Source organism: Chondromyces apiculatus DSM 436 (assembly GCF_000601485.1).
Lineage (GTDB): Bacteria > Myxococcota_A > Polyangia > Polyangiales > Polyangiaceae > Chondromyces > Chondromyces apiculatus.
Map to the genome: position 1 here is coordinate 1 of NZ_ASRX01000097.1, position 25,157 is coordinate 25,157.

Annotated in this window: 16 protein-coding genes; 8 read left to right on the forward strand and 8 right to left on the reverse strand. The window is 69.9% G+C overall.

The window, feature by feature from the left end:
• The 4 genes from CAP_RS38990 to CAP_RS39005 all read right to left on the reverse strand — a co-directional run.
• The coding region (locus CAP_RS38990; RefSeq protein ID WP_231511960.1) for an alpha/beta hydrolase at positions 1 to 835 on the reverse strand (835 nt) is incomplete at its 3' end.
• 290 nt (positions 836 to 1,125) lie between these two features.
• Positions 1,126 to 1,512 carry a VOC family protein gene (locus CAP_RS38995; RefSeq protein WP_044250401.1) on the reverse strand — a complete coding sequence of 129 codons (387 nt, stop codon included), beginning with the start codon at positions 1,510 to 1,512 and terminating at the stop codon, positions 1,126 to 1,128.
• A 178-nt stretch (positions 1,513 to 1,690) separates the two neighbouring features.
• Entirely contained in the window at positions 1,691 to 2,743 is a 1,053-nt protein-coding gene (locus tag CAP_RS39000; RefSeq protein WP_044250403.1) for a hypothetical protein, read from the reverse strand.
• An 82-nt stretch (positions 2,744 to 2,825) separates the two neighbouring features.
• Entirely contained in the window at positions 2,826 to 3,359 is a 534-nt protein-coding gene (locus CAP_RS39005) for a macro domain-containing protein (protein WP_231511961.1), read from the reverse strand.
• Between the two features lie 551 nt (positions 3,360 to 3,910).
• Between CAP_RS39005 and CAP_RS39010 the strand changes: the two genes are divergently transcribed.
• Positions 3,911 to 5,116 (forward strand): serine hydrolase domain-containing protein, encoded by a 1,206-nt coding sequence (locus tag CAP_RS39010; RefSeq protein ID WP_044250408.1) that lies wholly within the window; start codon positions 3,911 to 3,913, stop codon positions 5,114 to 5,116.
• Between the two features lie 73 nt (positions 5,117 to 5,189).
• Here CAP_RS39010 and CAP_RS39015 read toward each other — a convergent pair whose 3' ends face one another.
• Both CAP_RS39015 and CAP_RS39020 read right to left on the reverse strand, forming a co-directional pair.
• Positions 5,190 to 5,717 carry an SRPBCC family protein gene (locus CAP_RS39015; RefSeq protein ID WP_044250410.1) on the reverse strand — a complete coding sequence of 176 codons (528 nt, stop codon included), beginning with the start codon at positions 5,715 to 5,717 and terminating at the stop codon, positions 5,190 to 5,192.
• A gap of 74 nt (positions 5,718 to 5,791) precedes the next feature.
• Positions 5,792 to 6,223, reverse strand: a complete 432-nt coding sequence (locus CAP_RS39020; RefSeq protein WP_044250413.1) for a YciI family protein — start codon at positions 6,221 to 6,223, stop codon at positions 5,792 to 5,794.
• 476 nt (positions 6,224 to 6,699) lie between these two features.
• Between CAP_RS39020 and CAP_RS39025 the strand changes: the two genes are divergently transcribed.
• From CAP_RS39025 to CAP_RS39050, 6 genes are all read left to right on the forward strand, one after another.
• Complete coding sequence (locus tag CAP_RS39025; protein WP_044250415.1) at positions 6,700 to 10,194, forward strand: WD40 repeat domain-containing serine/threonine-protein kinase; 3,495 nt, start codon at positions 6,700 to 6,702, stop codon at positions 10,192 to 10,194.
• 135 nt (positions 10,195 to 10,329) lie between these two features.
• Positions 10,330 to 14,115: an ATP-dependent RNA helicase HrpA gene (gene hrpA, locus CAP_RS39030; RefSeq protein ID WP_044250417.1), complete on the forward strand. Its 3,786-nt coding sequence runs from the start codon at positions 10,330 to 10,332 to the stop codon at positions 14,113 to 14,115.
• A gap of 165 nt (positions 14,116 to 14,280) precedes the next feature.
• A complete protein-coding gene (locus tag CAP_RS39035) occupies positions 14,281 to 16,218 on the forward strand; it encodes a TonB-dependent receptor plug domain-containing protein (protein ID WP_231511962.1) in 1,938 nt (645 codons plus the stop codon).
• Between the two features lie 118 nt (positions 16,219 to 16,336).
• A complete protein-coding gene (locus tag CAP_RS39040; protein ID WP_052376750.1) occupies positions 16,337 to 16,732 on the forward strand; it encodes a hypothetical protein in 396 nt (131 codons plus the stop codon).
• A 262-nt stretch (positions 16,733 to 16,994) separates the two neighbouring features.
• Positions 16,995 to 18,287 (forward strand): PAS domain-containing protein, encoded by a 1,293-nt coding sequence (locus CAP_RS46545; RefSeq protein ID WP_063748828.1) that lies wholly within the window; start codon positions 16,995 to 16,997, stop codon positions 18,285 to 18,287.
• 346 nt (positions 18,288 to 18,633) lie between these two features.
• Complete coding sequence (locus CAP_RS39050; protein WP_044250448.1) at positions 18,634 to 21,390, forward strand: beta-propeller fold lactonase family protein; 2,757 nt, start codon at positions 18,634 to 18,636, stop codon at positions 21,388 to 21,390.
• A gap of 43 nt (positions 21,391 to 21,433) precedes the next feature.
• Here CAP_RS39050 and CAP_RS39055 read toward each other — a convergent pair whose 3' ends face one another.
• Positions 21,434 to 22,405 carry a quinone oxidoreductase family protein gene (locus tag CAP_RS39055; RefSeq protein WP_044250418.1) on the reverse strand — a complete coding sequence of 324 codons (972 nt, stop codon included), beginning with the start codon at positions 22,403 to 22,405 and terminating at the stop codon, positions 21,434 to 21,436.
• 180 nt (positions 22,406 to 22,585) lie between these two features.
• Here CAP_RS39055 and CAP_RS39060 point away from each other — a divergent pair, with 180 nt between their 5' ends.
• On the forward strand, positions 22,586 to 22,765 hold the full coding sequence (locus CAP_RS39060) for a hypothetical protein (RefSeq protein WP_044250420.1): 180 nt from the start codon (positions 22,586 to 22,588) through the stop codon (positions 22,763 to 22,765).
• A 740-nt stretch (positions 22,766 to 23,505) separates the two neighbouring features.
• Here CAP_RS39060 and CAP_RS39065 read toward each other — a convergent pair.
• Complete coding sequence (locus CAP_RS39065) at positions 23,506 to 24,939, reverse strand: zinc-ribbon domain-containing protein (protein ID WP_044250422.1); 1,434 nt, start codon at positions 24,937 to 24,939, stop codon at positions 23,506 to 23,508.
• Positions 24,940 to 25,157: the final 218 nt, after the last annotated feature.

The following is a 25,157-nucleotide window of genomic DNA, read 5'->3' on the forward strand; positions in this document are numbered from 1 at the left end:
CCTCCCCACCTCCCCACCTCCCCACCCCATTGCATCCGCCGTACCGACCCGCCCCCTGAGCGCCTCCCCCGGACCACACGCCCAGGAGCCCACAGGGACCGTCACGGCGCCGTACCAGTGGCATGCGCGCGCGACGGTACGTGATGGCGGCGTGACAGATGCGAAAGGTGGGAAGACGTGCGAGGTGCGACGGAGCCTTCCTCCCCGACGCGGTGCGCCCTCCGGCCGAGAAGCCGATGAGGCCCTGGCGGCTGCCGTCTGCCGCTGTCGCCAGGTCGCGATCCGCGCCTCCGAGCGAGGCGATCGCCTTCAAGACGAACGCGAGGTCACCAGGTTGACGGCTGATGTCGGCCGCGGTCGGCCCCCCCGGCGCGTCACCGCGGCTGAGCGGGAACAGGGGCGCCGCCACGTTGTAGCCATGCGTGGCCAGGTGCTCTGCCACGTGCCGCGCCGGCTCTCCCCGGCTGGTGAAGCCATGCGCGTAAGCCAGGAGCGGGAACCGTGCCCCGCCCGCCACGGGTATGGGCTGTGCCGACGGCGGCGATGTCGAGAGAGAAACGGGGAACGCCGGGTAGTAGACCCTGGTGGGCAGGATCCGCACCGGCGAACCGGGGTAGCTGCGGTTGGGCGGCGTCGCGCGCGTCGTGTCCACCAGCATCAGATCCCGCGTCGCGAAGCCGTACGGCCCCTGCATCGACAGCGCCTCCAGCGAGGCGGGGGACCATGATGTGGTGGGAGCGGCGGACGAGGGATCGAGGCGCGCCTTGGCGGCAGAGAGAGGCAGTTCGTCCTCGATGCCCATACCCTCGTGGCAGGCTGCGACGAGCGTTGCCACGCCGGACGCAGCTACGACGGCCAGCATGGCTTGAGCGCAGCGCCACGGCGAAGGAGCCCGATGTTCCTGGTGCATGGTCCACCACCTGTTCACCACGTGCGGCACCCGACATGGCGTCGGTGCGGGACATGGATGCGCCATGGACATGGCGCCGTGTCTTGCGCATCGCAAGGGCACGGAACCGCGGGGGCGTGGCGGAGCGTGGCGGAGCGTGGCGGAGCGTGGCGGAGCGCGTCGCGGAGCGCGTCAACGTTTGCGTCAACGATCGCGCCGACGTGCGTGGACGCGCGCTACCCGCGCGGCGTGACCCACTCGACCAGCTCGATGGTGACCCCGTTGGGGTCCTGGACCTGGAACAGACGCTCTCCCCAGGGCTCCTCCCGCAGCGGCATGGTGATGGTGACCCCCTCGCTGCGCAGGCGGGCCTCTTCGGCGGCGAGATCGGTGACGACGAAGGCGACGATGACGCCCGCTGCGTGCTGATCGCGGAAGCCCTCGGGGAGCACCGCGATACCGCGCTGCATGAAGATGACGTTCATCGCGGCGTCGTCGCGTCCGAGGGAAGCAAAGCCCTCGGCAGCCATCTGCTCGCGAAAGCCGAAGTGCGCGACGAGGAACTTGCTGGACGCAGCGACGTCGTCGACGGTCAACGACACAGCGGAGGCGGTGATGCGCATGAAGACTCCGTAATTCGGGGTTGCGCCAGGCGACCCACGCGCCTAACGTACGGTGTACGCTATTTGGTACGGAGGTCGAAAGGCAATGGCAAGTGCGCGCGGCTGGTGAGGCATGCCGTCGGTCCTCGCCCGCGAGGCTTGCTCGATGTTCCATGACCTCGAACAGCCGGGCCGCTGCTCACCGCGGCGCCCACCGCACGTCATCCGTGGGGACCACGCCGAGTGCACGCCCTCCGTGCCGCACCACCACCCCCTTCGGGTCATCGTGCACCCAGAAGTCTCCGGGACCTGTGCGCAGCATCTCGATCTCCCGCACGGGGGCGCTCTGGCAAGCTTCCATCAGGTACAGACTCACCCGCACCACCTCGATGTAATCGCGGCTCACCCGCACCACGTAGCTCGTCGGGCTCTCGCCCACCCAGCCCCAGTCGAAGTCCACGCCGACGCCTTCCGTGGACTCTTCCAGCGCGGAGCGTGACGCTCCTCGGGTGCACTCCAGGGCGAGCGTCTTGCCATCCGCGGAGGGTCGCTCGGTCAGGTGCACGTCGTCGGGGCGCTGCCCGAGGGGCAGATCCCGCCCCTCTTCAGGGTCGCGAAACCCGGGAGGCTCCGCGGGGTCGACCTCCACCTTGAGCGATGGCCAGAGGCGCGCGTTGACCCATGCATGGCAGCCCCCCGCGTCGAAGGCGATCCAAAACGGGCACCTCGACAGCCACACGCCGTCCGCGCGCACGGACAGATGCACCTTGTCGCTGGGCACGAGGCCGTCCACGGGGTGACCCTGGGCATCGCGCGGCTCCGGTTGCTCCCAGGTGGACGGGGGCGGCTGGGACAGTTCCTGCCAGCGACCGTCGTGGAGCAGCGCCACCTCACCCGAGGCACGCAGGGCGACGAGGCGCTCCCGGTCCACCCAGGACCACTGGAGGATAGGCTCGCCATGGGCGATGCAGCGCGCCTCGGCAAGCCGATCGGGCCAGGCGTCCCGGATGCAGAGCGCCGCGCCGTCGTCGTAGGCCAGCCTCGCGCCTGGTTCGGGTGCTGCTCTCTGCGCGGAGGCCAGCGCCGGAGCGCGGGGCGAGGGGTCAGGAGAGAGGGGCGAAGGCGGAGACTTCACGACGGCGCCACTGCACGTCGCGGCCATCCAGGCGGCACCGCCGCACGCCGCGGCGACCAGCGCCACCGCGAAGGCCGTGAGGGCGGGTCTGGAATTGCGAGAGGAAGGACGCCGCATGGTTCCTCGTCCAGAAGGACTTTCGAGACATCGCAGGGCTTGGAGGCTGAGGGCGGTGGGTAGAAGTGGCTCCGCAGCGACCTCACCGGGACGCGGGGGAGGGGGCGAACGCGGCGAGCGCAGCGGAGAAGGCGTCGAGGTCTGCAGGTGAGAAGAGCACGAACACGATGTGCTTCACGGAGCGCATGGCGCCTGCGAGGTGGTCGATGGCTTCGCCGAGCGCGATGGGGGCGGCTTTGTGGATGGGGTAGCCGTACACGCCCGTGCTGATGGCGGGGAAGGAGACGCTCTGGATGGCGTGCTCCTCGCAGCGGCGGAGGCTCTCCTCGTGGGCGCTGCGGAGGAGCGCCGCGCACTCGGCGTCACGCGAGGCGCTGTAGCGGGGGCCAACGGCGTGGACGATGAAGCGCACCGGCGGCGGGATGCGGCCGGCGCCGGTGATGACCGCCTTGCCGGTCGGGCAGCCGCCGAGAGGGCGGGTCAGCTCGTAGAGTTCCGGCCCGGCAGCGCGGTGGATGGCGCCGTCGACACCGCCTCCGCCTGCCAGCGCCGCGTTTGCAGCGTTGACGATGGCCTCGGTGCTGGCCTTGACGATGTCGCCTTGGACCAACTGCACTCGCCCTGCGCCCACCTGGAGTTCTTTCATTGTGCGCCGCAGTGTAGGCGTTCTTGCGGGGAGGCGCCGGTAGTTCCTCAGGCAGCGCCGTGGGCCTCGACGAGGTGGGTGCGCAGGCGTCGCTCCGACCGGGGACCACTCGGCCAGGGCTCTCCTGGGCTCGACACCCGACGCTGACCGGGAGTGATCGCACCGCGCGCGCGGCCCACGATTCAGTCGAAGCGGCGCGCGAGGTCGTCCGATGAATCGGGCGGCTTCACCGGGCGGAGCGAATTCAAGAAGCGGCACCGCTGAATGAACCAGATCAGCACGAAGAAATTGCAGGTGACGATGCAGAGGCCGATTAACTAGGCGATGCTCATGTACGGCACGGCGATTGCCGGGGCACGTTTCTTCTTGCGGGTCTTGGCCATCGTCGGGAGTGTACCAGAGCGAGAGCGCCACCAGGCCCCCAGGCAGAAGCCTCCGCGCAGGTGAGGGCCCCGCGCGCGCCGTGTCGCCACCACGCTTTTGCGGGCGCTCGCTGCGGTCGGCAGTGGTATGGGGCCTGGATGAGCAGCAGCGGATTGTCGAAGGAGCGGCTGCGCCGCATGCACGAGGCCATGGAGGGTCACGTCGCGCGCGGGGCCATGCCCGGGCTCGTGACGCTGATCAGCCGGCGCGGTGAGGTGCACGTCGATGCGGTGGGCATGAAGGCGGTCGCCGGCAGCGACCCGATGCGCCGGGATACCCTCTTCCGCATCGCCTCGATGACCAAGCCCATGACGGCTGCGGCGGCGATGATCCTGGTGGAGGAGTGCACGCTGCGGCTGGACGATCCGGTGGACCGGCTGCTGCCCGAGCTGGCCGATCGGAGGGTGCTGAAGCGGCTCGACGGGGCGCTCGACGACACCGTGCCGGCGCGGAGGCCCATCACGCTGCGTGATCTGCTCACGCTCCGGATGGGGCTCGGCCACATCATGGCGCCGTCGAGCGATTACCCGATCCGGAAGGCGCTGAACGAGCAACAGCTTCTCCTGGGGCCCCCGCACCCGCAGGAGCTTCCGACGCCGGACGAGTGGATCCGGCGGGTCGCGGCGGTGCCGCTGATGCACCACCCCGGCGAGATGTGGATGTACGATCTGGGGCTGGACGTGCTGGGCGTGCTGATTGCGCGCGCTGCGGGGCGGCCGCTGGAGGCGTTCATGCGCGAGCGCCTCTTCGAGCCGCTCGGGATGAAGGACACCGGCTTCAGCGTGCCGGCCGAGGCGATTGACCGCCTCGCGACCAGCTACGCACCCAACCCGAAGACGGGCGCGCTCGATCTGTACGATGTGGCGAAAGGGGGTCAATGGAGCCGCCCTCCGGCCTTCGCCTCGGGCAGCGGCGGCCTGGTCTCCACCGCCGACGATTGCCTGGCCTTCGCGCAGATGATGCTGAACAAGGGGCGCCACGGGCGCGAGCGCATCCTCTCTCGGCCCTCTATCGAGCTGATGACGACCGACCACCTGACACCGGAGCAGAAGGCCGGGAACCGCATCTTCTTCGGAGAGAACTGCGGCTGGGGATTCGGGATGTCGGTGATCAACAGGCGCGGCGATCTCGCAGAGTCTCCCGGGACCTTCGGCTGGGATGGCGGCCTGGGCACCTCGTTCCGGTCGGATCCCAGGGAGGAGCTGGTCGGCGTCCTGCTGACCCAGAGCGCCTTCACGTCCCCGAGCCCCCCGGTGGTCTTGCTCGACTTCTGGACGTCGGTCTACCAGGCCATCGACGACTGAACCATGCAGCCGGGGACATTGCCCGCTTCCTGAGGCGACGGACGTCAGGCCCGAAGCGGCAAGGGGATGCCGTTCACTTCTCGGCGACGGTCTTCATGGCGGCGAGGCCTTTCTCGAAGTCCTTGCCGATGAAGCTGTCCATGCTCACGAAGATGCACATGATCTTGCTGATGAACGAGTTGGGTCCGTGCATGGCCCAGGTGACGTTCGTGGTGCTCCCCTTGGGCTCCAGCGTGAACTCGGCGGTGTTCTCGGCCTCGAAGGGCTTGATGAAATTGAGCTTGATCACGATCTTGGAGAGCGGCGTCGCGTCCGTGATCTCCATGCGGCCCTGGCCCACGTCGTCATTGCCTTCCCAGGCGTACACGGCGCCCTTGCCGCTCTCCGCGCCGCTGTAGGTCTGCTTCAGCGAAGGGTCGAGGCTCTCGTAGGGTGACCAGGACTTCCAGCCGTGGAAGTCGGCGATGAGCGGGTAGATCTTCTCCGGGGGCGCGTGGATGCTCGTCGTGCGCTCGACGTGGAAGGTGTCGGGCCTCGTCGCGGCAAAGATGAGGAACGCGGCGAGGAGGACGGCAACGACGATAGCGATTTTCTTGGCCATGGGACTTTCCGAGACGGTGAGTGAAGGCGTGGGGGCTGTCGTGCGAACGATCCGTGGATTGCGCGAGGCGCTGATTACCGCGTACCCCCGACCGAGGCGTACCACGTGGGCGCCACGTCCGCGATGCGCGCGACGAGCTCCGGCGGGATGTCCGACTCTGCCGTCAGCGGGCGCACTTCCATCACCTCGTCCGCAGCGCCGCTCGGGTAACGCAGGGCCCACGCAATCGCCTCTTCCCGGGACTTCACGTTGATCAGGTAGAAGCCGGCAATCAGTTCCTTGGTCTCGGCAAAGGGGCCGTCGACCACGGTGCCCTTCCCTCCCGAGAACCGCACATGAGCGCCCTTGGAGGCGACATTGAGCCCCTCGGAGGCGACCAGCACGCCGGCCCTGTGCAGCTCCTCGTTGTACTTCATCTGCGCGTCGAAGAGCTTCTCGTCGAACGGCATGTCCGCCTCGGCCTTGGTGTCGCTCGGGATCAGGCTCGGGATGAGCAGGAATCGCATCGTCGTCTCTCCTTCAGAGGTGAACAGGCATGGGTCAACGGAGTGGAGGGGGGCCCCGGACGGTGCTGGCCGGAGGGGAACCGTGCCTTCACCAGCACGTCGAACGACGCTCGGCTGGATCGACACCCCGACCCAACTTTTTGTGCATGAGCATCAAGTGCACGAAATCATGAGGGTCCTGGGGCCCGCCTCCGCCGATTGTACCCCGGAGGTGCAGTGGAGACGGTTCTTGGCGCCGCAGGTAGACCTTGAACAAGCGTTGGCTGCCTGGCGTGTGGGCCTTGAGCAGGCATTGCGTGCGCTCTGTCGGGATTGCCATGGGCCTACAGCACGACCTGAAGCGACGCTACGGCACGGCCCGATTTGCAGCGTGCGCCGTTGAACCGAAGGCAGCGCGACCCCCTGACTGATTAGGCTCGACCCGGGACGGGTTGCCAGCCTGCGAAGCCCCCTCGGAGCTTGGCGGAGAGGTACGCATGTCGGTGATCAGGCAGGCGAGGGCATGGCGGCGAGCGGCGTCGGAGGGCCGGGAGGGGTCCGGGCTGGAGCCGAACCCGACGGTGGCCTCGGATCCGCCACCGCGCTCCGGGGCGGGGTGCACCACGGTGCAGCAGACCCTCGATGGGGAACTCACCGTGGTGCACCAGCAGCAATATGCGGTGCTCGCCGAGGTGGCCCAGGGCGGCATCGGGCGGGTGCTGGCGGCGCAGGATGTGCGGCTCGGGAGGGCGGTGGCGCTGAAGGAGCTGCGCGGGGTTCCCGGCGGGGTGGCCGAGGAGCGGTTCCTGCGGGAGGTGCGGCTGACGGCGCGGCTGCAGCACCCGTCGATCGTGCCGGTCTACGAGGCGGGGCGGTGGCCGGACGGAAGGCCGTTCTACGCGATGAAGCTGGTGTCGGGGCGCTCCCTGGCGGAGGTGATCGACGAGCATGCGCTGCTCGACGAGCGGCTCCCGCTGCTGCCCCACGTGCTGGCCGTGGCCGAGGCCATGGCGTACGCGCACCAGGAGCGGATCATCCACCGCGATCTCAAGCCCGCCAACGTGCTGGTCGGGGCGTTCGGGGAGACGCTGGTGATCGACTGGGGTCTCGCCAAGGATCTCGCGCTCGAGCACGACGATCTCGACAGGCGGGTGATGGCGCGGCCGCCTTCCGTGCCAGACCAGGAGGCGCTGACGGTCGACGGGTCGGTGCTCGGCACGCCGGCGTACATGCCACCCGAGCAGGCGGCGGGAGAGTCCGTGGACGAGCGCGCGGATGTCTACGCGCTGGGAGCGATCCTCTACCACGTGCTCGCGGGCGAGCCGCCGTACCGCGGCAGCCCCCTCGACGTGATCGAGGCGGTGATCGCGGGGCCCCCACCGCCTCTGGAGCAGAAGCAGAAGGAGATCCCCTCGGACCTGCTCACGGTGGTCCGCAAGGCGATGGCCAGGAGCCCGCTCTCACGCTACCGGACGGCGCGCGAGCTGGCCGAGGACCTGCGGCGCTTCCAGACGGGCCAGATCGTCAGGGCGCACCGCTACTCTCGCGTGGAGCGGGTGCGGCGCTTCGCGCGGCAGTACCGGGCGGCGCTCTCGGTGGGCGTTGCCGCGCTCCTGCTGCTCGTGGTGCTCGGCACAGTGAGTGTGAGGCGGGTGGTCGTGGAGCGGGATCGGGCCGAGGCGCGGAAGTACGAGGCGGAGGCGGCGCAGCGGCAAGCGCTCGATCGCGCCGACGAGCTGACCCTGATGCAGGCGCGCGCCGCGATCCCGGTGGTTCCGAACCGCGCGCTGGGGTGGCTGCGCAGCCTGTCGCCGCAGTTCTCCCGGTGGGCGACGGTCCGGCTCCTCGCGGCGGACGCGCGTGAGCACGGTCTCGCGACCTTGCTGCGCGGGCACACGGGGGCCGTGAACGCCGTGGCCTTCGGGCCCGATCAGGCGACGATCGCGAGCGGCGCCGACGACGGCGCGGTGTGGGTGTGGAACCTCGGCGCAGGCGCAGGCGCAGGCGCAGGCGCAGGCGTGCGGCTCACAGGTCACACGGACGAGGTGTACCGGGTGGTGTTCTCAAGCGACGGCCGGAAGCTCGCCAGCGCGGGCAAAGATGGGACGGTGCGCCTCTGGGACCTGGCGACGCGGGCGGGGCAGGAGCTGGGGCGGTACGAGGCGCCGGTACGCGCCCTGGAGCGCTGCGGGGAGGGGCGGGTCGCCGCAGCCGGGCTGGATGGCGCCCTGCGGATCTGGAGCTTCGGCGGCGAGGAGGTGCGCGTGCTCGCCCGGGGTGGCGCGCAGGGAGGGCCGCCGGTGCGGGTTCTCTCGTGCTCGCCGGAGGGTCGCGTGCTCGCGGCCGGAGGGCTCGATGGATCGCTGCGGGTGTGGGACGTCGAGACGGGGAAGGTGACCGCGCTGTCGGAGCAAGGCGCTGCGGTGGTGGCGCTGGCCTACGCGCCCGGGGCAGACCAGCTCGCGGCGCGGGACGCGGAGGGGACGGTGAAGGTGTGGAGCCCGTCGCAGCGTACGGAGCGGACGCTCACGCCCCTCGGCGGCTCGGGGCGCGTGCCTTCGGCGGTGGTCGCGGTGGGGGAGCTGGTCTTCTCGCCCGATGGCCGCCGGCTCGCGTCCGTGGGCGAGGATGCGCGGGTCCGGCTCTGGGACGTGCACGCGGGGCTCGGGAGGACGCTGGAAGGGCACACGGGGCGCACGCTGGGCGCGGCGTTCTCGCCCGATGGCCGTCACCTGGCCTCGACGAGCTACGACCGGACGGTGCGCGTGTGGTCGCTCGATGGCGGCGAGGATCGGGCGCTGAACGGCTTCGAGGATGCGGTGATCGCGGTGGCCTACGCAGCCGATGGGATGACGCTCGCCGCCGGGGGCGCGGACCACACGGTGCGGACCTGGGAGGTGGGCGCGTTCGAGGGGCGCACCCTGGCAGGCCACGCGGCCGAGGTGACGGCAGTCGATGCGTCGTCCGCGGGGCCCGAGCTGTTGACGGGAGACGCGGCAGGAAAGCTCTGGCGCTGGGATCTGCGTGAGGGGGTGACGCGCTCGCCCTTGCCCGCGCACGAGGGCGCGGTGCGTCAGGTGGCGTTCTCGGCGGACGGGAGCAAGCTCGCCACCGCCGGAGAAGATGGGAGGGTGCGGGTCTTCGGCCGAGAGTTGGCCGGTGGGGTGCTCTTCGAGGTGGCAGGGACTCCGGTGCGCGCGATTGGCTTCTCGCCCTCGGGGGTGCGGCTCGCGGTGGCGCGGTCCGATGGAGCCGTGGAGGTGCACCGCCTCGACGGAGCGCGGGAAGCGCGCGCGAGGGCGGGCAACAAGGGACACGACGGCGCCGCGCTCGCGCTGGCGTTCTCGCCGGACGGGCGGTGGCTGGCCACGGGGGGGGTCGACGGGGAGATCCACCTGCGTGATCTGGAGGTGGGGGGCACCCGGGTGCTGCGCGGGCACGAAGACGCAGTGGGCGCGCTCGCCTTCGCCCCCGACAGCGCGACGCTCGCGTCCGGGAGCCAGGACCACACCCTGCGGCTCTGGCAGGTGGAGACGGGCGTGAGCATGCGGGTCGATGCGGGGGGCGCGGGGATCACCCAGATCGGGTTCGCCGAGGGCGGGCAGCGGCTGATCACCCTGAGCCGGGTGGAGACGGGAGTGCGGATCTGGGACGCGGCGACGGGGGGCAGGCTGGGATCGCTGCGTGGGCACGGGGGCGAGGTCGTGCGGTTCGCGGTGTCGCCGGACACGCGCAGGCTGGGCACGGTGAGCGCCGACGGTTCGCTGCGTCTCTGGGACCTGGCCAGCGGGGAGAGCCGGGCGCTGCGTGGCCATCGGGGGCCGGCGCTCGCGGTGGCGTTCTCGCCGAAGGGCCTGGTGTCTGGCGGTGAGGATCACTCCGTGCGGCTGTGGGCGGACGATCTGCCCGCCGATCCCGGGGAGCTGCGCGCGTGGATCGAGGGGCATGCCCCCGCGGCGCTCTCCCCGGGCGAGGGCCTCCTGCCGCAGTGAGCGCGAGGGGCGAGGCGTGGGCCAGGGGGTCACGTCCACGGCTCCCGTTCCCGACGAGAAGTGCTAGGACTGCGTCCCCCGAAACCGTGGGCCTGCCAGCCCCTGCTTCCGGTCACGCAGCCCCAGGTCTTCCCAGTGAAACGCCACACGCATTCCCCGGCAGGGCCCCCCCGGAGGCATCCTCCCACCCCCGAAGCCGTCGCGCAGTCGCCCGTCACCTTCCCCGAGGAGCTGCCCATCTCGGCCCGGGTGCGGGACATCGCCGAGGCCATCACCGCGCATCAGGTGGTGATCGTCGCCGGTGAGACCGGCTCGGGCAAGACGACGCAGCTCCCCAAGATCTGCCTCGCCATGGGGCGCGGCCTCGACGCACACATCGGGGTGACGCAGCCCCGCCGCATCGCCGCGACGAGCGTGGCCGCGCGCGTGGCCAAGGAGCTGGACGTCGAGCTGGGTCAGGAGGTCGGCTACAAGATCCGCTTCGCGGACCGGACGAGCCGGTCGACGTACGTCAAGTTCATGACCGACGGGATCCTCCTTGCGGAGCTGCAGGGTGACCCGTTGATGCGGGCTTACGACACCATCGTCCTCGACGAGGCCCACGAGCGGAGCCTCAACATCGATCTGCTCCTCGGCATGATGAAGCGGCTCCTCCCGCGGCGGCCGGATCTGCGGGTGATCATCAGCTCCGCGACGCTGGAGACCGAGCGCTACGCGTCCTTTTACGGGGGGGCGCCGGTCATCCAGGTCTCGGGCCGCACCTTCCCGGTGGAGGTACTCTACCGGCCCCAGAAGGACGGTGAGGGGGAGCTGAGCGAGGTGGTGGCCAACGCCGTCGAGGAGGTCACCTCGCTCGACCCGCGCGAGGACATCCTGATCTTCCTGCCGGGGGAGCGCGAGATCCACGAGGTGGAGAACGAGCTCGCCGGGCGCTCGCTGCGCCACACGACGGTGCTGCCGCTCTACGGGCGCCTGGCGCAGTCCGATCAGCAGCGGGTCTTCCAGACCCTGCCGGAGCGGCGGGTGGTCCTCGCCACGAACGTGGCCGAGACGTCGCTGACCATCCCCGGGATCGTCTACGTCATCGACGCGGGGCTCGCGCGCGTGAACCGGTACAGCGCCCGCACGGGCGTGACGCAGCTCCAGATCGAGCCCGTCTCCCGGGCGAGCGCCGACCAGCGGAAGGGGCGCGCGGGCCGGGTCCGGAGCGGGGTCTGCCTGCGGCTCTACGAGGAGCGGGACTACACCACGCGCTCGGCCTACACCGACCCGGAGATCCTGCGGGTCGGCCTCGCGGGCGCGATCCTCTCGATGAAGTCGATGGGGCTCGGCGCGCTCGAGGACTTCCCCTTCCTCGACCCGCCTCCGCGCAAGGCCGTGGAGGAGGGATACCGGGTGCTGGAGGAGCTGGGCGCCCTCGACGCCGAGGGCGCGCTGACCGACATCGGCCGGAAGCTCGCGCGCTTGCCCCTCGATCCACGGATCGGGCGGATGATCCTGGCCGGCGCGGAGGAGGGGGCGCTGCGAGAGATCCTGATCCTGGCCGCGGCGCTCGGGGCCCAGGATCCGCGGGAGCGGCCGCTGGCGGCCCAGAAACAGGCCGACGAGGCGCACCGGAAATTCCGCGACGAGGCGTCCGACTTCGCGGGGCTGCTCAAGCTCTGGCACTTCTACCAGGACGCGCAGGAGCGGCTGACCCGCGGGCAGCTCCGCAAGCTCTGCCGCGACAACTTCCTGTCACACCTGCGCCTGCGCGAGTGGAGCGACGTGCACCGGCAGCTCTCGGAGATCGCGCGCGAGATGGGCCTGCGGCCAGGGGACCAGGCCGCGGGCGACGAGGCCGTGCACCGCGCGATCTTGCCGGGCCTGCTGAGCCGCATCGGGATGTGGCAGCCCGAGAAGCGGGTCTACGCGGGCGCGCGGCAGACGCGCTTCGTGCTCCACCCTTCGTCGGGTCTCTCCCGGAAGCCTCCGGCCTGGATCATCGCCGCGGAGCTGGTGGAGACGTCGCAGCTCTTCGCCCGGATGGCGGCGCGCATCGATCCGGCATGGCTCGAGCCTGCCGCGGGGGCGCTCTGCAAGCGGAGCTACGGGGACCCGCACTGGGAGCAGCGGCCCGCGCAGGTGGTGGCGAAGGAGCAGGTGTCGCTCTACGGGCTGCCCATCGTGCGGGATCGGCGGGTGCACTACGGCCCCATCAACCCGGCGGTCGCCCGGCGGGTGTTCCTGCTGCATGCGCTGGTGCGGCAGGAGTATGCGGGGCGCGGCACGTACCAGGATCACAACCGCGCGGTGCTGGAGGAGGCGAAGCGGCTGCGCGACAAGGCGCGGCGGAGCGATCTGCTGGCAGACGAGGATACGCTGCTCCGTTTCTTCGAGGCCCGCATTCCGGAGGGGATCTACAGCGGCAAGACGTTCGAGGCGTGGCGCAAGGAGGCCGAGGAGAAGGATCCGGGCGTCCTGCACCTGTCGCTCGCCGACGTGCTGCTCGACGAGGCTGCCGACCTCGCGCCGGAGCGGTTCCCCGACGAGATCGAGATCTATGGCGCCACCCTGCCGCTGATCTACCGCTTCGAGCCGGGCGAGGACGATGACGGGATCACGGTGACCATCCCGCTGCCGCTCCTGCCCCAGGTGGATCCGGCCGTGATGGAGTGGACCATCCCGGGGTGGCACGAGGAGAAGGTCACCTTGCTCCTCGACTCTCTCCCGAAGGCGCTGCGCAAGGAGCTGGGGGGCATCCGGGAGGCGGGCAAGGATCTCGCCTCCGAGCACCGGCCGTTCGAGGGGCCCATGCTCGCGACGCTGGGGCACGCCGTTCAGGAGCGCACCGGCGCGCGCGTGCCGCCCGACGCCTGGGACCTGACGGACCTGCCGGCCCACCTGCGCTTTCACTTCCGGCTCGTTGACGCGGCAGGAAAGGTGGTGGGGGAAGGCCGGGACCTGCGCGAGCTGAAGGAGCGCTTCGGGGCGCGGGCGCGCGAGGCCTGGAGCCGGATCCCGGCGGAGGCGTGGACCAAGGAGGACCTGACCTCGTGGAGCTTCGACGCGCTCCCCGAGCGGGTGCCGATGCTGGTCGGTGGCGTGAAGCTGTGGGGGTATCCGGCGCTGGTGGACACGGGGACGAGCGCGGCGCTCCGGGTCATGCCGTCGCGCGAGGTGGCGGAGGAGGCCATGCGCGGGGGGCTGCGGCGCCTCCTCTTGCTCGGCGCCGGCAGCACGCCGCAGAAGCTGGAGCAGCAGCTCCCCGTGGCGCTCGACAAGGGGATGCTCGCCGAGCGCGTCGCGCTCCGCGCCTCGCCACTCGCCCGGGAGGGCACGCCGCTGGGACCGCGCGCGCAGATCGCACGCCGGGCGCTGGACGAGGCGTTCCGGCTCGATGATGCGCAGGCGTTTCCGCGCAACCGGGCGGCTTTCCAGGCCCGGCTCGCCGAGGGTCGGGCCGGCATCGGCGCGGCGCTGCCCCGCCTCGCGCGCCTCGCACAGGAGATCGCCACGGAGCTGGAGCGGGCGGAAGCGGCGCTGCGCGTGCTCTCCAGCAGGCCCGTGTCGCGGACGGCGCTCGACGACATGCGGACGCAGATCGCCCACCTCATGCCGCCGGGCATGTTCCTCTCCACGCCCCCCGAGCGGCTGGTGCACCTGCCCCGCTACCTGCGCGCGATCCAGGTCAGGCTGGAGCGGCTCCCCAACGGGCCGCAGAAAGACCAGGCCAAGGCCGACCAGGTGCTCCCCTTCTGGAACAACTGGCTCAAGCACCGCGAGGGGCTGCGCGCCCGCGGGGTGCCCGTCGAGGAGCTGGAGGCGTTCCGCTGGATGATCGAGGAACTCCGGGTATCCACGTTCGCACCCGAGCTGAAGACCGCGGTCCCCGTCTCGTCGCAGCGCATCACGGAGCAGTGGCGAACGCTCACGGGCTGACCTCCTGACCCTGAGATTCGGCGCGGAGTCGGCTTGACCTGACGCGGGGCCGCCACCATTCTTCGCCCCCCTCGCGCTCCGGCGCACGCGGCCATGCGCCCCAGGCTCTCTTCCGAACCATCCCTGTGCCTGCTCCGCGGCTGCCTCATCCTCGCGCTCGGGGCCGTGGCAAGGGTTGCCCAGGCGCAGCCAGCGCCGGCGCCCACGGAGCCCGTGGCCGCCCCGCCGATCGCGCCACCGCCCGAGCCGGAGCCGCCGTCGTCCGGCGCCGTCGAGGTCACCATCGAGGGCGAGCGGGTTCCGGACAATGCGACGACCCTGTCGCGCCGCGACATCCGCGAGATGCCGGGGGTGCTCGGGGATCCGTTCCGCGTCATCGAGATCGCCCCCAGCGTCACCCCGACGGTCAGCGGCTTTCCCTACTTCTTCATCCGCGGCGCTCCTCCCAGCAACGTCGGGTACTACTTCGATGGCATCCAGGTGCCGCTCCTCTTTCACGTGGGCGGCGGTCCCAGCGTCATCCCGCCTGCCCTGGTCCAGCGGGTCGACCTGCACCTGGGGCCCTACCCTGCCCGCTTCGGGCGGCTGGCCGGCGCGGTGGTCGAGGCCGAGATCACCCCACCCCCCTACGACTGGCGGGGCGAGGCCAGCGTGCGGCTCGGCGATCTCGCGGCCCACCTCGAGGGACCGGCCCGGGACGACCTCACCGTCTTCGTCGCGGGCCGCTGGGCAGCGGGGGTCGCGCTCATCACCGCGCTCGTGCCGAGCGTCGATCTCAACTACGGCGACTACCAGGCGCGCGCGACCTACGAGCCGCGCAAGGGTGACCGCCTCTCGATCTTCGCGTTCGGGGCCAAGGACTACCTCGCTGCGGCCATCGACGGCGACGAGCCCGAGGTCCTGCTGGACAGCGACTTCCACCGCCTCGACCTGCGCTACGGGCACGACATCGAGGGCGGGGTGGTGGACACCGCCGTCACCCTCGGCGTCGACCAGTCCCGCGGGCTCGGGGGCGTGGAGCGCGCGCGGGATTGGAAGCTCGGTGCGCGCGCCAGCGTCGTCCGGCAGGTGAGCCCGAGGGCGATCCTGCGCGGGGGTCTCGACGTCGCGCTCGACGCCTACGAGGTGGAGCACGGAGGAGAGGGCGGGACCGGCGGCATCTTCCCGGATGCCTCCGAGGGCCAGCTCGACGATGCCTTCTCCGATCTGTTCCAGAGCCGCCTCGACATGACAGTGGGCGCCTGGGCCGAGGCGACGCTGGCGCTCGATCAGCGCGCCACCCTCACGCCGGGGCTCCGGGTGGACCATCACCGGTCCATGGGCGAGACGGCGCTCGCGGTGGACCCCAAGCTCGTCGGCAGCTTCGGCATCGGCGAGCACCTCCGCCTCATCCCCGCCGTCGGCATGGCGTCCCAGCGGCCGGGGTTCCTTCCCGTGCCAGCGCTGCAGATCGCCGGCATCCCTGGCGGGCTGCAGCGCAGCCTGCAGACGAGCTTCGGGGCCGAGGTGAAGGTCGGTCCCCTGGAGCTCGGCGGCACCGTGTTCCGGCAGGCCACGTTCGGCCTCACCGACGCCCTCGGCACCGGTCGCGGCACGGAGCTGTCCTCGTCTCGCTTCCTCGCGCGCAGCCTCGGCGACGCTTATGGCGTGGAGATCGGCGCGCGGGGTGCCCTCCGGCGAGACCTGCTCTTCATGTTCTCGTACACCCTGTCGCGGACGACGCGGGAGCGCGACGGCTTCAAGATCCCCTCCGCCTTCGACAGGACCCACGTCCTGCACACGGCCCTGCTCTACGATCTCGGGCGCGGGTGGCGCGCCGGCGTGCGCCACATGTTCTACACGGGCTTCCCGGCCGACGAGGCGGCCGTCGGGCGGGTCACAAACGAGCACCCGGATCGGGTGCGCCCCTTCTACCGCTTCGACGTGCGGGTCTCCAAGCGGTGGCGCATCGGCGAGCACGGCTACCTGAGCCTCATCCTGGATCTGCAGAACGCCACGCTCAGCCGGGAGATCATCGACGTGACCTGCGACGCGGGGGGCTGCTCTCCGCGGGTATTCGGCCCGATCACCCTACCCGCGCTGGGCCTGGAGGCCGGGTTCTAGGTACCACGTACCCTGGATCAGGGGCCTCTCGGCCCCTGCGCTCCCGGTGATCGACCCCAGTCGCTTCGCTCGAACGCTGCGCTACGGACATGACGCCAGGTCGAACGAGAAAAGAGCCATGAGCAAGACGGGGGATGCCCCCCTGATCACGCCCGACGGCCGCTATCTGGTCGTGCGCGGTCGGTTGTGGCGCTGCGCCAACCCACATCTCGATCCGGAGACCCGGGAGGGTCTCGTTCGGGAGCTGATGGCCGCCCGGCGTTCGGTAGGCCAGGCGCGACGCTCGGGCGACCACGACGCCCTCCGCGAGGCAGGCGCCCGCGTCCATGCGGCCAAGGTGGCCCTCGGCGAGCGGGGGCCGGTGTGGTGGGACGACGGCGCGCCCGATCAGAACCGCCATCTCGTCCGGAACACGCTCTACGCCTCCTGGTACGAGGCCGTCACCGCGGCCCCGCGCAGCGCGCCGCGCACAGCCGATCCGTCTGCGCTACGCCCCCGACCCCGAAAGCGATAGTGGCTGTGCGAAGACGTGCCTCAAGCAGCGGCTGGCCAATGAAGTGCAGCACACCGGTCGTGAGGCTGCAGTGGACCGTGGCCATGCGCAGACTCTTCCGCCTCGCCGGGTGACGCCGTATCCTGAGAATCCTGTTCAATCCAAGACACGTCGCACCCAGCCAAGCGGCATGGATCACCGGCCGGCTGTCCTCGGCAGCCGGACCACAAGACCTCGTGAGGGATGAACGCAGGCGGTGGGGGATGTTTTCTGGAGAAGCGGGATGTTTACAGAGGAACCGAGCTACGACGTGTTGAAAACCGAGAACGCGTTCCTCCGCGCACGTGTCCAGGAGCTCGAGCGTGCCCTCGAAGCCTGTGTGCCGCGCGAATCCGCCGAGGAACAGCACCACGTCCCCTACCGCAAGATCTTCGACGCCCTGCCCGTGTCGCTCGGCGTGTACCGCCGTGATGGACTCTCCGTGGCGATGAACACCACCAGCCTGGAGCTGATCGGTGGAATCGGGGACGAGATCATCGGCAAGTTCAACATCCTCGAAGATCCCTCGTCGATATCTGCCGGCTTTGTCGAGAACTTCCAGCGGGCTGCGGCGCTCGGCAAGAACGTGACCATGCCCCCGTGCGCCTACGAGACCGCGGGCTCGACCCTGGCGACCATCGACGAACGCACGGTGTGGACCGAGACCACGTACGTACCCATCAAGGGTGACGCGGGAATCGAGTTCCTCGTGGAATGCAACATCGACGTAACCGAGCGGCAGAAGACCCAGAAGGCGCTCGAAGAGAAGCACGCCCTGCTGCAGGCGCTCATCGACAATGCCCCGATGAGCATCTTCGCCAACAATCTTGAGGACCGGACGATCCTCGTGAATCAGCGCTGTGCGGACGCGATGAGGCTCCCTCCCGAGGCCATTCTCGGCAAGACGCCGAGAGACCTTCTGCCCGAGGATAGGGCCGAGGAGTATCTCAGGGAGGACCGACAGGTCCTCGAAAAAGGGAGCGGCATCGAGTGGGAGAGTGAGCGCGTCCGGGATGGCAAGCCGTACCACATCCTGATGACCAAATTTCCGCTCCGCGAAACGAACGGCAAGGTCTATGGCGTGTGCGGGATCTCGATGGACATCACCCAGCGCCGGCGCGCGGAAGCGGACAACAGGCGCCTCCAGGAAGAGATCATCCGGATGCAGGAAGAGAGCCTGCGCGCCCTCTCGACGCCGCTCATTCCCATTGCCGAGGGCGTGGTGGTCATGCCCCTCATCGGGAGCGTGAACGGGACGCGCGCCCAGCAGGTCATGGAAGCACTGCTCGAAGGTGTCTCCAGGCATCGCGCCTCGATCGCCATTCTCGATGTGACGGGCGTGACCTTCGTGGACCGACAGGTGGCGGATGCGTTGATCAGGGCAGCGCAGGCGGTGAGCCTGCTGGGCTCCAACGTCGTGCTCACAGGGGTACGACCCGAGATGGCCAGGACCCTCGTGGAGATAGGGGCAGATCTCCACGGTATCGTGGTGCACAGCACACTTCAAAGTGCCATTCAGTACGCGCTGATGTATTGAGCGCTCGCTGCACGCCGCAGGCCCGTGACCGCCTGCGGCCCGAGGTTCGGTGGCGCTGTGAGGTGGCCCTCCTGCGCCGCCTGCGCCGCCTGCGCCGCGTGCCCGTGCGTGTCCCCGCGGCGTGTATGTGCATTCGCCGCATGTATGTGCATTCGCCGTATGTATGTACATACGCGGCTTGCATGAATGAAATGCAGGGCTTCGACGAACGTGCTGCAAAGCCGCTCCATGAATCCTCGTCGCGCGCGTCGCTTGACAGTCGCGCCGCGACCGGGTGAACCTGAGACGTTTCGGCATTCGCGCCTGGTGCCGGGATCTTGTGGACCCAAGCGCTATGGAGGGCCTCATGCTCGGGCTCCGACTTCGCCATTGCGTCTCAGCGCTCCTCGCCGCTGGTACGCTCTCCGTCACGACCCTCGATGCCTCTGCCAGCGAACCTCCTGCGTATACCCTCTTCGAGAGCGGCCATGTGCGCCCGCTCGCGCTTTCACCTGACGGAAAGCACCTGTTTGCCGTCAACACACCGGATGGTCGCCTCGAGATCTTCGCCGTCAACCAGGGCGGGCTCGTGCATGAAGGTTCGGTCCCGGTAGGGGTCGATCCCGTCGCCGTCGCCGCGCGGAGCAATGACGAGGTGTGGGTCGTCAATCACGTGTCGGACAGCGTGAGCATCGTCGATGTGAGCGATGCCCAAAGAGCGCGCGTCGTCCGGACGCTGCTCGTGGGCGATGAGCCACGAGACATCGTCTTCGCCGGGACCGGCCGCCGGCGCGCGTTCATCACCACGGCCCACCGCGGCCAGAACAGCCCCATCGATCCCCAGTTCACCACCCCTGGCGTCGGCCGCGCCGATGTCTGGGTGTTCGACGCGGCGGCGCTGGGCTCCACGCTGGCAGGGACGCCCCTCACCATCGTCACCCTGTTCAGCGACACGCCACGCGCCCTCGCCGTCTCCCCCGACGGGAACACCGTCTATGCCGCGGCATTCCACTCCGGCAACCGCACCACGGCCGTCAGTGACCTCCTCGTGCCGGACGGCGGCGAAGCTGCAGGGGGCGTCCCTGGACCCAACACGAACTTCCAGGGCTTCCCGCAGCCGGAAGCTGCCGTCATCGTCAAGCACGACGGCGCGCACTGGGTCGATGTCCTGGGACGCACCTGGGACAACTCGGTGATGTTCTCCCTGCCCGATCGGGACGTCTTCGCCATCAATGCGCGGGCCAACCCGCCCGCCCAGATCCCCGGCGCTGCGGGCTTCTACACCGGCGTCGGCACCATCCTTTACAACATGGCCGTCAACCCGGTGAACGGGAAGATCTACGTGAGCAACACCGACGCGCTGAACGACACGCGCTTCGAGGGCGCCGGGATCTTCGCCGGCGAGACCCTGCGCGGCCACCAGCACGAGAGCCGCATCACCGTGCTCTCTCCGGGCAACGTCCGGCCCAGGCACCTCAACAAGCACATCGATTACGGAAGCTGCTGCGCGCCCCTGCCCAATACCGAGAACGGCCGCAGCCTCGCCCTCCCCCAGGGCATGGCCGTCACCAGCGATGGAGCGACCCTCTACGTCGCTGCCCTGGGCTCGCAGAAGGTCGGCGTCTTCAGCACGGCCGCGCTCGAGAACGACACCTTCGTCCCCAGCGCAGCGAACCACATTCCCCTCTCCGGGGGAGGTCCCGGGGGCCTGGTCCTCGACGAGGCGCGCAAGCGGCTCTACGTGCTCACCCGCTTCGACAATGCCGTCTCCGTCATCGACACGGTGACGCGCACCGAGAAGGCCCACGTCCCCATGTTCAATCCCGAGCCCGCGCACATCGTGGAGGGCCGTCCCTTCCTCTACGACGCCGCGTTCACCTCGAGCCACGGCGACTCGGCCTGCGCGACCTGCCACGTCTTCGGCGATTTCGACAGCCTGGCCTGGGATCTCGGCAACCCGGACGCCATGACCATCAACAACCCCGGACCGTTCCTCGTCGACGACCCTGACGACCCCAACTACCGGCCGCTGAAGGGCCCGATGACCACCCAGAGCCTGCGGGGGATGGCCAACCATGGCCCGATGCACTGGCGTGGCGATCGCACGGGCGGCAACGATGAGCCCTCGCTCCAGCCAGACAGCGGCATCTTCGACGAGCGGGCAGCCTTCGAGAAGTTCAACGAAGCGTTCGTCGACCTGCTCGGGCGCCACACCACGCTCTCGACGAGCCAGATGGAGTCCCTCACCGATTTCGTCCTCGAGATGACCTACCCCCCCAACCCCGTCCGGGCGCTCGACAACGCTCTCACCCCGGATCAGCAGGCGGGGCTCGCGTTCTTCTCGGGTCCTCTCTCCGACGTCACCCACGAATGCAGGGGCTGTCACGAGCTGAATCCAGCGGGCAATCCTGGGAGCGCCAGGCCAGGGTTCTTCGGCACCTCGGGGCTGAGCACCTTCGAGGGAACTCCCCAGACCATGAAGGTCCCCCACCTGCGCAACATGTACCAGAAAATCGGCATGTTCGGCATGGCCGAGGCCCCCGGGATCGAGCCAGGCGACAATGGCTTTCAGGGCGATCAGGTTCGTGGCTTCGGATACCTCCACGACGGCGTGATCGATACCATCTTCCGTTTCATGAAGTTCGGCTTCGGCGAGAGCGCCCTCAACCCGGAAGGCTTCCCCACGGGCCCTGCGGGTACGCTCCTGCGCCGTCAGGTGGAGTCGTATCTCCTCGCCTTCGATTCCAACATGGCGCCCATCGTCGGCCAGCAGGTGACCCTCGCCCAGGGGAGCGGCGCCGACGTGCACGCGCGCATTCACTTGCTCCGGGGCCGCGCCGACGCGGGTGAGTGTGATCTCGTCGTCAAGGGCCGCTTCCTCCTGCAGGAGCGCGGCTTCCTCTACCGGGGTGGGGGCGTGTTCGAGACGGACCACGCCTTCGCCCCCTTCCTCCCCGACGCCGCATTGCGGTTGCTCGCCACCCTGCTGCCCATACCGCTCACCTACACCTGCGTGCCGCCCGGCTCCGGGAAGCGCTTCGGGATAGACCGAGATGGGGATGGCTTCCGGGACGGCGACGAGCGCCTCGCGGGAACAGACCCAGCCGACCCCTCGGACCCCTGAGCGGTTGCCCCGCGGCGCCCGGTCCTCGTGACCGGGCCGGCCCTCACTCCGGCAGGAGCAGAACCTTGCCCGTGGTGCCACGCCCGCCGAGCGCGCGGTGGGCGTCGGCAGCCTGGGACAGGGGGAACGTGGCGCCGATCCGCACAGAGAGCTCGCCGCGCTGGATCGCACCGAGCACGTCCCCGGCGCGCGCCAGCAGATCCTCCCGCGATGCGGTGTAGTCCTGCAGCTTGGGTCGGGTGAAGAACAGCGACCCGTGACGGGCCAGGAGCTGCGGATCGAAGGGTCCGACCGCGCCGCTCGACTGACCGTAGAGCACCAGCATCCCGAGCCGACGAAGGCACGTCAGGCTGCGCTCGAACGTGTCCTTCCCGACGGAGTCGTAGACGACGCTCACCCCCTTCCCAGCGGTGATCCGCTGGACCTCCTCCGCGAAGTCCTGGCTCGTGTAGAGGATGGTCTCGTGCGCCCCTGCCTCGCGCGCGAGCGCAGCCTTTTCCTCGGTGGATACGGTGCCGATCACCATCGCCCCCGCGCGCCGCGCCAGTTGACACAGCAGCAGCCCCACCCCGCCCGCGGCCGCATGAATCAGGCACACGTCCCCTGCCCGCAGGGGATAGGTGGTGGTGGCGAGGTACTGCGCCGTCATCCCTTGCAGCATGGCCGCCGCGGCAGCGCGCGCGTCGACGCCAGCCGGCACCGGGACCAGGCTGGAAGCGGCGACCACCACGTGCGTCGCGTACGACCCGGCTCCGGCGGCCCACGCAACCTGATCCCCTGCCCTCACCTCCGTGACGCCCTCGCCCACCGCCTCCACGACACCTGCCCCTTCGAGGCCGAGTGGCATGGGAAGGGCCATCGGGTACTGGCCAGTACGCTGATAGATGTCGATGAAGTTCACTCCCGCGGCCTCGATCCGGACGAGCACCTCACCCACCGCAGGCGAGGGCGTGGGGTGCTCTTCGACGACGAGGATCTCGGGACCACCTGGCTGCTGGGGTCGGATCGCGCGCATGACCCGCTCTGTCCGTCCTCCGGATCGCTGTCAACGCACGAGATGGGTAGTCACCGCGGCAAACGCCATGCATGCTCGGCGCGACACGCGGCCCCCCGCACGTGCCACAAGCCTTGACGGTACGGCACGTTTGTGTAGGCTGCGCACCCCTCGCCTGAAGAAGGTCGAAAAAAGCACATCATGGCCAACACCTCGAAGTGGAACGTCCGCCTGCGTCACGAATGGCTCTCCTCCCCGCTGAAGAAGAAGCGGGTGAAGCGGAGCGAGAAGGCCCGCATCGGCCTGCTCGACGCGGAGAACCGCAAGGCAGCCAAGGAAGAGAAGAAGCAGGGCGGGTCCGAGCAGCAGACCACGGGCTGACGCGCCTCTGTTTGCCCCAGGTGCCGGCGCCGCGCGCAGCATCGCTGCGTGCGTGACCCGACGTCCGGCACCGGCACGCTCTCGGATTCAACCGGTCAGAAACGACAGCAGCAGCGCGTTGACCTCTTCCGGGCGTTCCCGCTGCACGAAGTGCCCTGCGGCCACGATGGCGTGCACGTCGACGTGCCCCGTGTAGAAGCGCTCCTCATCCCCTCCTTGATGGCCTGCAGCTCCGCGCGGGTGGCGCGATATCCTGGAGACCAGTCACGCCAGAGCGCATCCACGAGCGCGAAATCGTCCCTCTGAAGGCGTTCCTCGGCGAGACCGGGACCTGGAACAGGCCCATGTACCAGGAGCGCTTGAGCTGCGCAGCCGAGGCCAGGTGGGCCTGGAACGCCCGGGGGTGCGGGATTGCCAGAGCTGCCAGGTGAGAGATGCGGTGTGGCGCCAGCGCTGCCGCGGCGAACCCAGCAACCGCCCCCCAGTCATGGCCGATGACCCGAAACCATGCACCGCGATGACCAGAGGACGCGCGCTCCTGGCGGCCCCGGAGGCATCGCGTGAAGACGCAGCCTCCCCGCTGACGTCAACCGCAAGCGTCACGTCGCCGAGATCGATCTGCACGCACCCCCTCGCAGGGACAGAGAAGATGGGTCCGACAGAGGGTGGCTGCGGCCGCGTCAGTGCTGCAGGTGGCGCTCACGCGCCGCGGACATTGCCCGCGGCGCCTTGGCCTGGAATTACTTCTTTCCCTTGGCGGAGCACTGCATGTTGCACATCAGGTCATCGGCGCGGCACCCGCAGTTGCCGCGTGCAGCCGGAGCCTTCGTGGTCGCCGTCGCTGCCGGCGCTGCGCCACTCCCCGACTTCGTGGTGGACCCGCCGCCGCTGGACTTCACGGTCCCTCCACCCGCAGGGCGCGAGCCGCCCGTCGGTGCCTTCGCGGCTGCCACGGCGCTCGCGCTGGCGCTCGCAGAGGCCGCAGCCGTCGCCCCTGGGTCCACGGCCGTGGGGATTGGCTCGGAAGGAGGCGGAGCCGCCGGCGCCGTCGTCTGCGTCACCGCTGGCGTATCGGAGGCGGTGGGCTGGGGCTGCGGATCGTCGCCCTTGGCCGCGAAGAACGCGATGGCGATCGCCACACCCGCGACGGCCACACCGATGCCCACGAACAGTGGACCGCGGTTCTTCGGCGGCAGGTCCGCGATGGGCGCCACGGAAGGCGCGGCCGACGCAGGCGCACCGATCGGAGCGCTGAGCTGGAACAGGCCGCCATCATCGGGCACGAGAGCCGCGGCCGGAGCGGGTGCTGGCGCTCCCGACGCCAGCGCCTTGAGATCGATGAGCCCCGAATCGTCACCGCGCGCCGTGGTCTTCGCCGTGGGCGCCGTCGGAGCCGCTGTGGACGACTTGGAGGTGAGCGCGGTGAGCGAGAACAGCACCGAGTTCTCTTCCCGACGACCGGCACCGCCTCCGGCACCGCCGGGGCCACCGCCACCGCTGAACAGCGGCGCGCTCGTGGCGACATCGTCCGAGGGCCGCTGCGACTCTCGACCGCCTGCACCGAACAGATCGTTGCTGGGCCGTGCCTGATCCCGGCGCGCTGCGCGGGGCGCCGACGCCACTGGCTCGGAGGCCGCGGCGGCACCGTAGCCCTGGGGCTGCCCAGCGCCGTAGCCTTGCGGCTGCGCGGCGCCGTACACCGGCTGCGCTGCGGCGGCAGCAGGCGCGGCGCCGTAACCGCCGACGGCGCCTTGCTGGGCAACGGGAGCTTGTGCAGGCACCGCGCCGTACGCCTCGGGAGCAGCCGCCGCGCCGCCGTTCAGCGCGGCCACGATCGACTCCACCTGGCCGAGCGGCTGCCAGTCCGCCATGCCCTCGGCCCACACGTACGTCTCCGCAGTGATCCCGCCGCTCTGGTAGAGCGACACCAGCTCCCCGAGGGACAGCGAGCGCTGATCGCCATCACCGACGTTGACCATGTACGTCGCGGCGTCGCCCGAGACGCCAGCCGCAGATACCGGATCTGCGACGCCGCCTGGTGCGGCGACCGCCCCGGAGCTGTTCACCAGGATCGTCGCGCCGCACTTCCGGCACTTGATCTTGACTGTTTTGCCTTGGACCTTCTCGTCCGAGACCGTGTACTTCGACTGGCAGGACTGACAGGTGATCTTCATGAGGGCTCGCTCGCAGGGGCTGGCTCCAGCGAGGCACAGACACGAGTGTAACCCGAGCGCTGGCCTCTTGCCTGATTCCTGACGGACGTCTTGCGCGGATGGTCTCGCGGCGCGCGAGTTCAGAATACTCAGGTCGATGCATGGACGTAAGCCCAAGCCGACGCGCCCCCCTCGTGTCTCAACTTTTTCGCTTTCTCAAGGCTCGGCGGTGGGCATCC

Excerpts from the sequence above, each read along its gene's own strand:
- CAP_RS46545 (WP_063748828.1), top strand. The coding sequence starts at position 16,995 with ATGTTTACAGAGGAACCGAGCTACGACGTGTTGAAAACCGAGAACGCG.
- CAP_RS39015 (WP_044250410.1), bottom strand. The coding sequence starts at position 5,717 with ATGGCCAAGAAAATCGCTATCGTCGTTGCCGTCCTCCTCGCCGCGTTC.
- CAP_RS39060 (WP_044250420.1), top strand. The coding sequence starts at position 22,586 with ATGGCCAACACCTCGAAGTGGAACGTCCGCCTGCGTCACGAATGGCTC.
- CAP_RS39050 (WP_044250448.1), top strand. The coding sequence starts at position 18,634 with ATGCTCGGGCTCCGACTTCGCCATTGCGTCTCAGCGCTCCTCGCCGCT.
- CAP_RS38995 (WP_044250401.1), bottom strand. The coding sequence starts at position 1,512 with ATGCGCATCACCGCCTCCGCTGTGTCGTTGACCGTCGACGACGTCGCT.
- CAP_RS39055 (WP_044250418.1), bottom strand. The coding sequence starts at position 22,405 with ATGCGCGCGATCCGACCCCAGCAGCCAGGTGGTCCCGAGATCCTCGTC.
- CAP_RS39020 (WP_044250413.1), bottom strand. The coding sequence starts at position 6,223 with ATGCGATTCCTGCTCATCCCGAGCCTGATCCCGAGCGACACCAAGGCC.
- CAP_RS39040 (WP_052376750.1), top strand. The coding sequence starts at position 16,337 with ATGAGCAAGACGGGGGATGCCCCCCTGATCACGCCCGACGGCCGCTAT.
- CAP_RS39065 (WP_044250422.1), bottom strand. The coding sequence starts at position 24,939 with ATGAAGATCACCTGTCAGTCCTGCCAGTCGAAGTACACGGTCTCGGAC.
- CAP_RS39010 (WP_044250408.1), top strand. The coding sequence starts at position 3,911 with ATGAGCAGCAGCGGATTGTCGAAGGAGCGGCTGCGCCGCATGCACGAG.
- CAP_RS39025 (WP_044250415.1), top strand. The coding sequence starts at position 6,700 with ATGTCGGTGATCAGGCAGGCGAGGGCATGGCGGCGAGCGGCGTCGGAG.
- CAP_RS39000 (WP_044250403.1), bottom strand. The coding sequence starts at position 2,743 with ATGCGGCGTCCTTCCTCTCGCAATTCCAGACCCGCCCTCACGGCCTTC.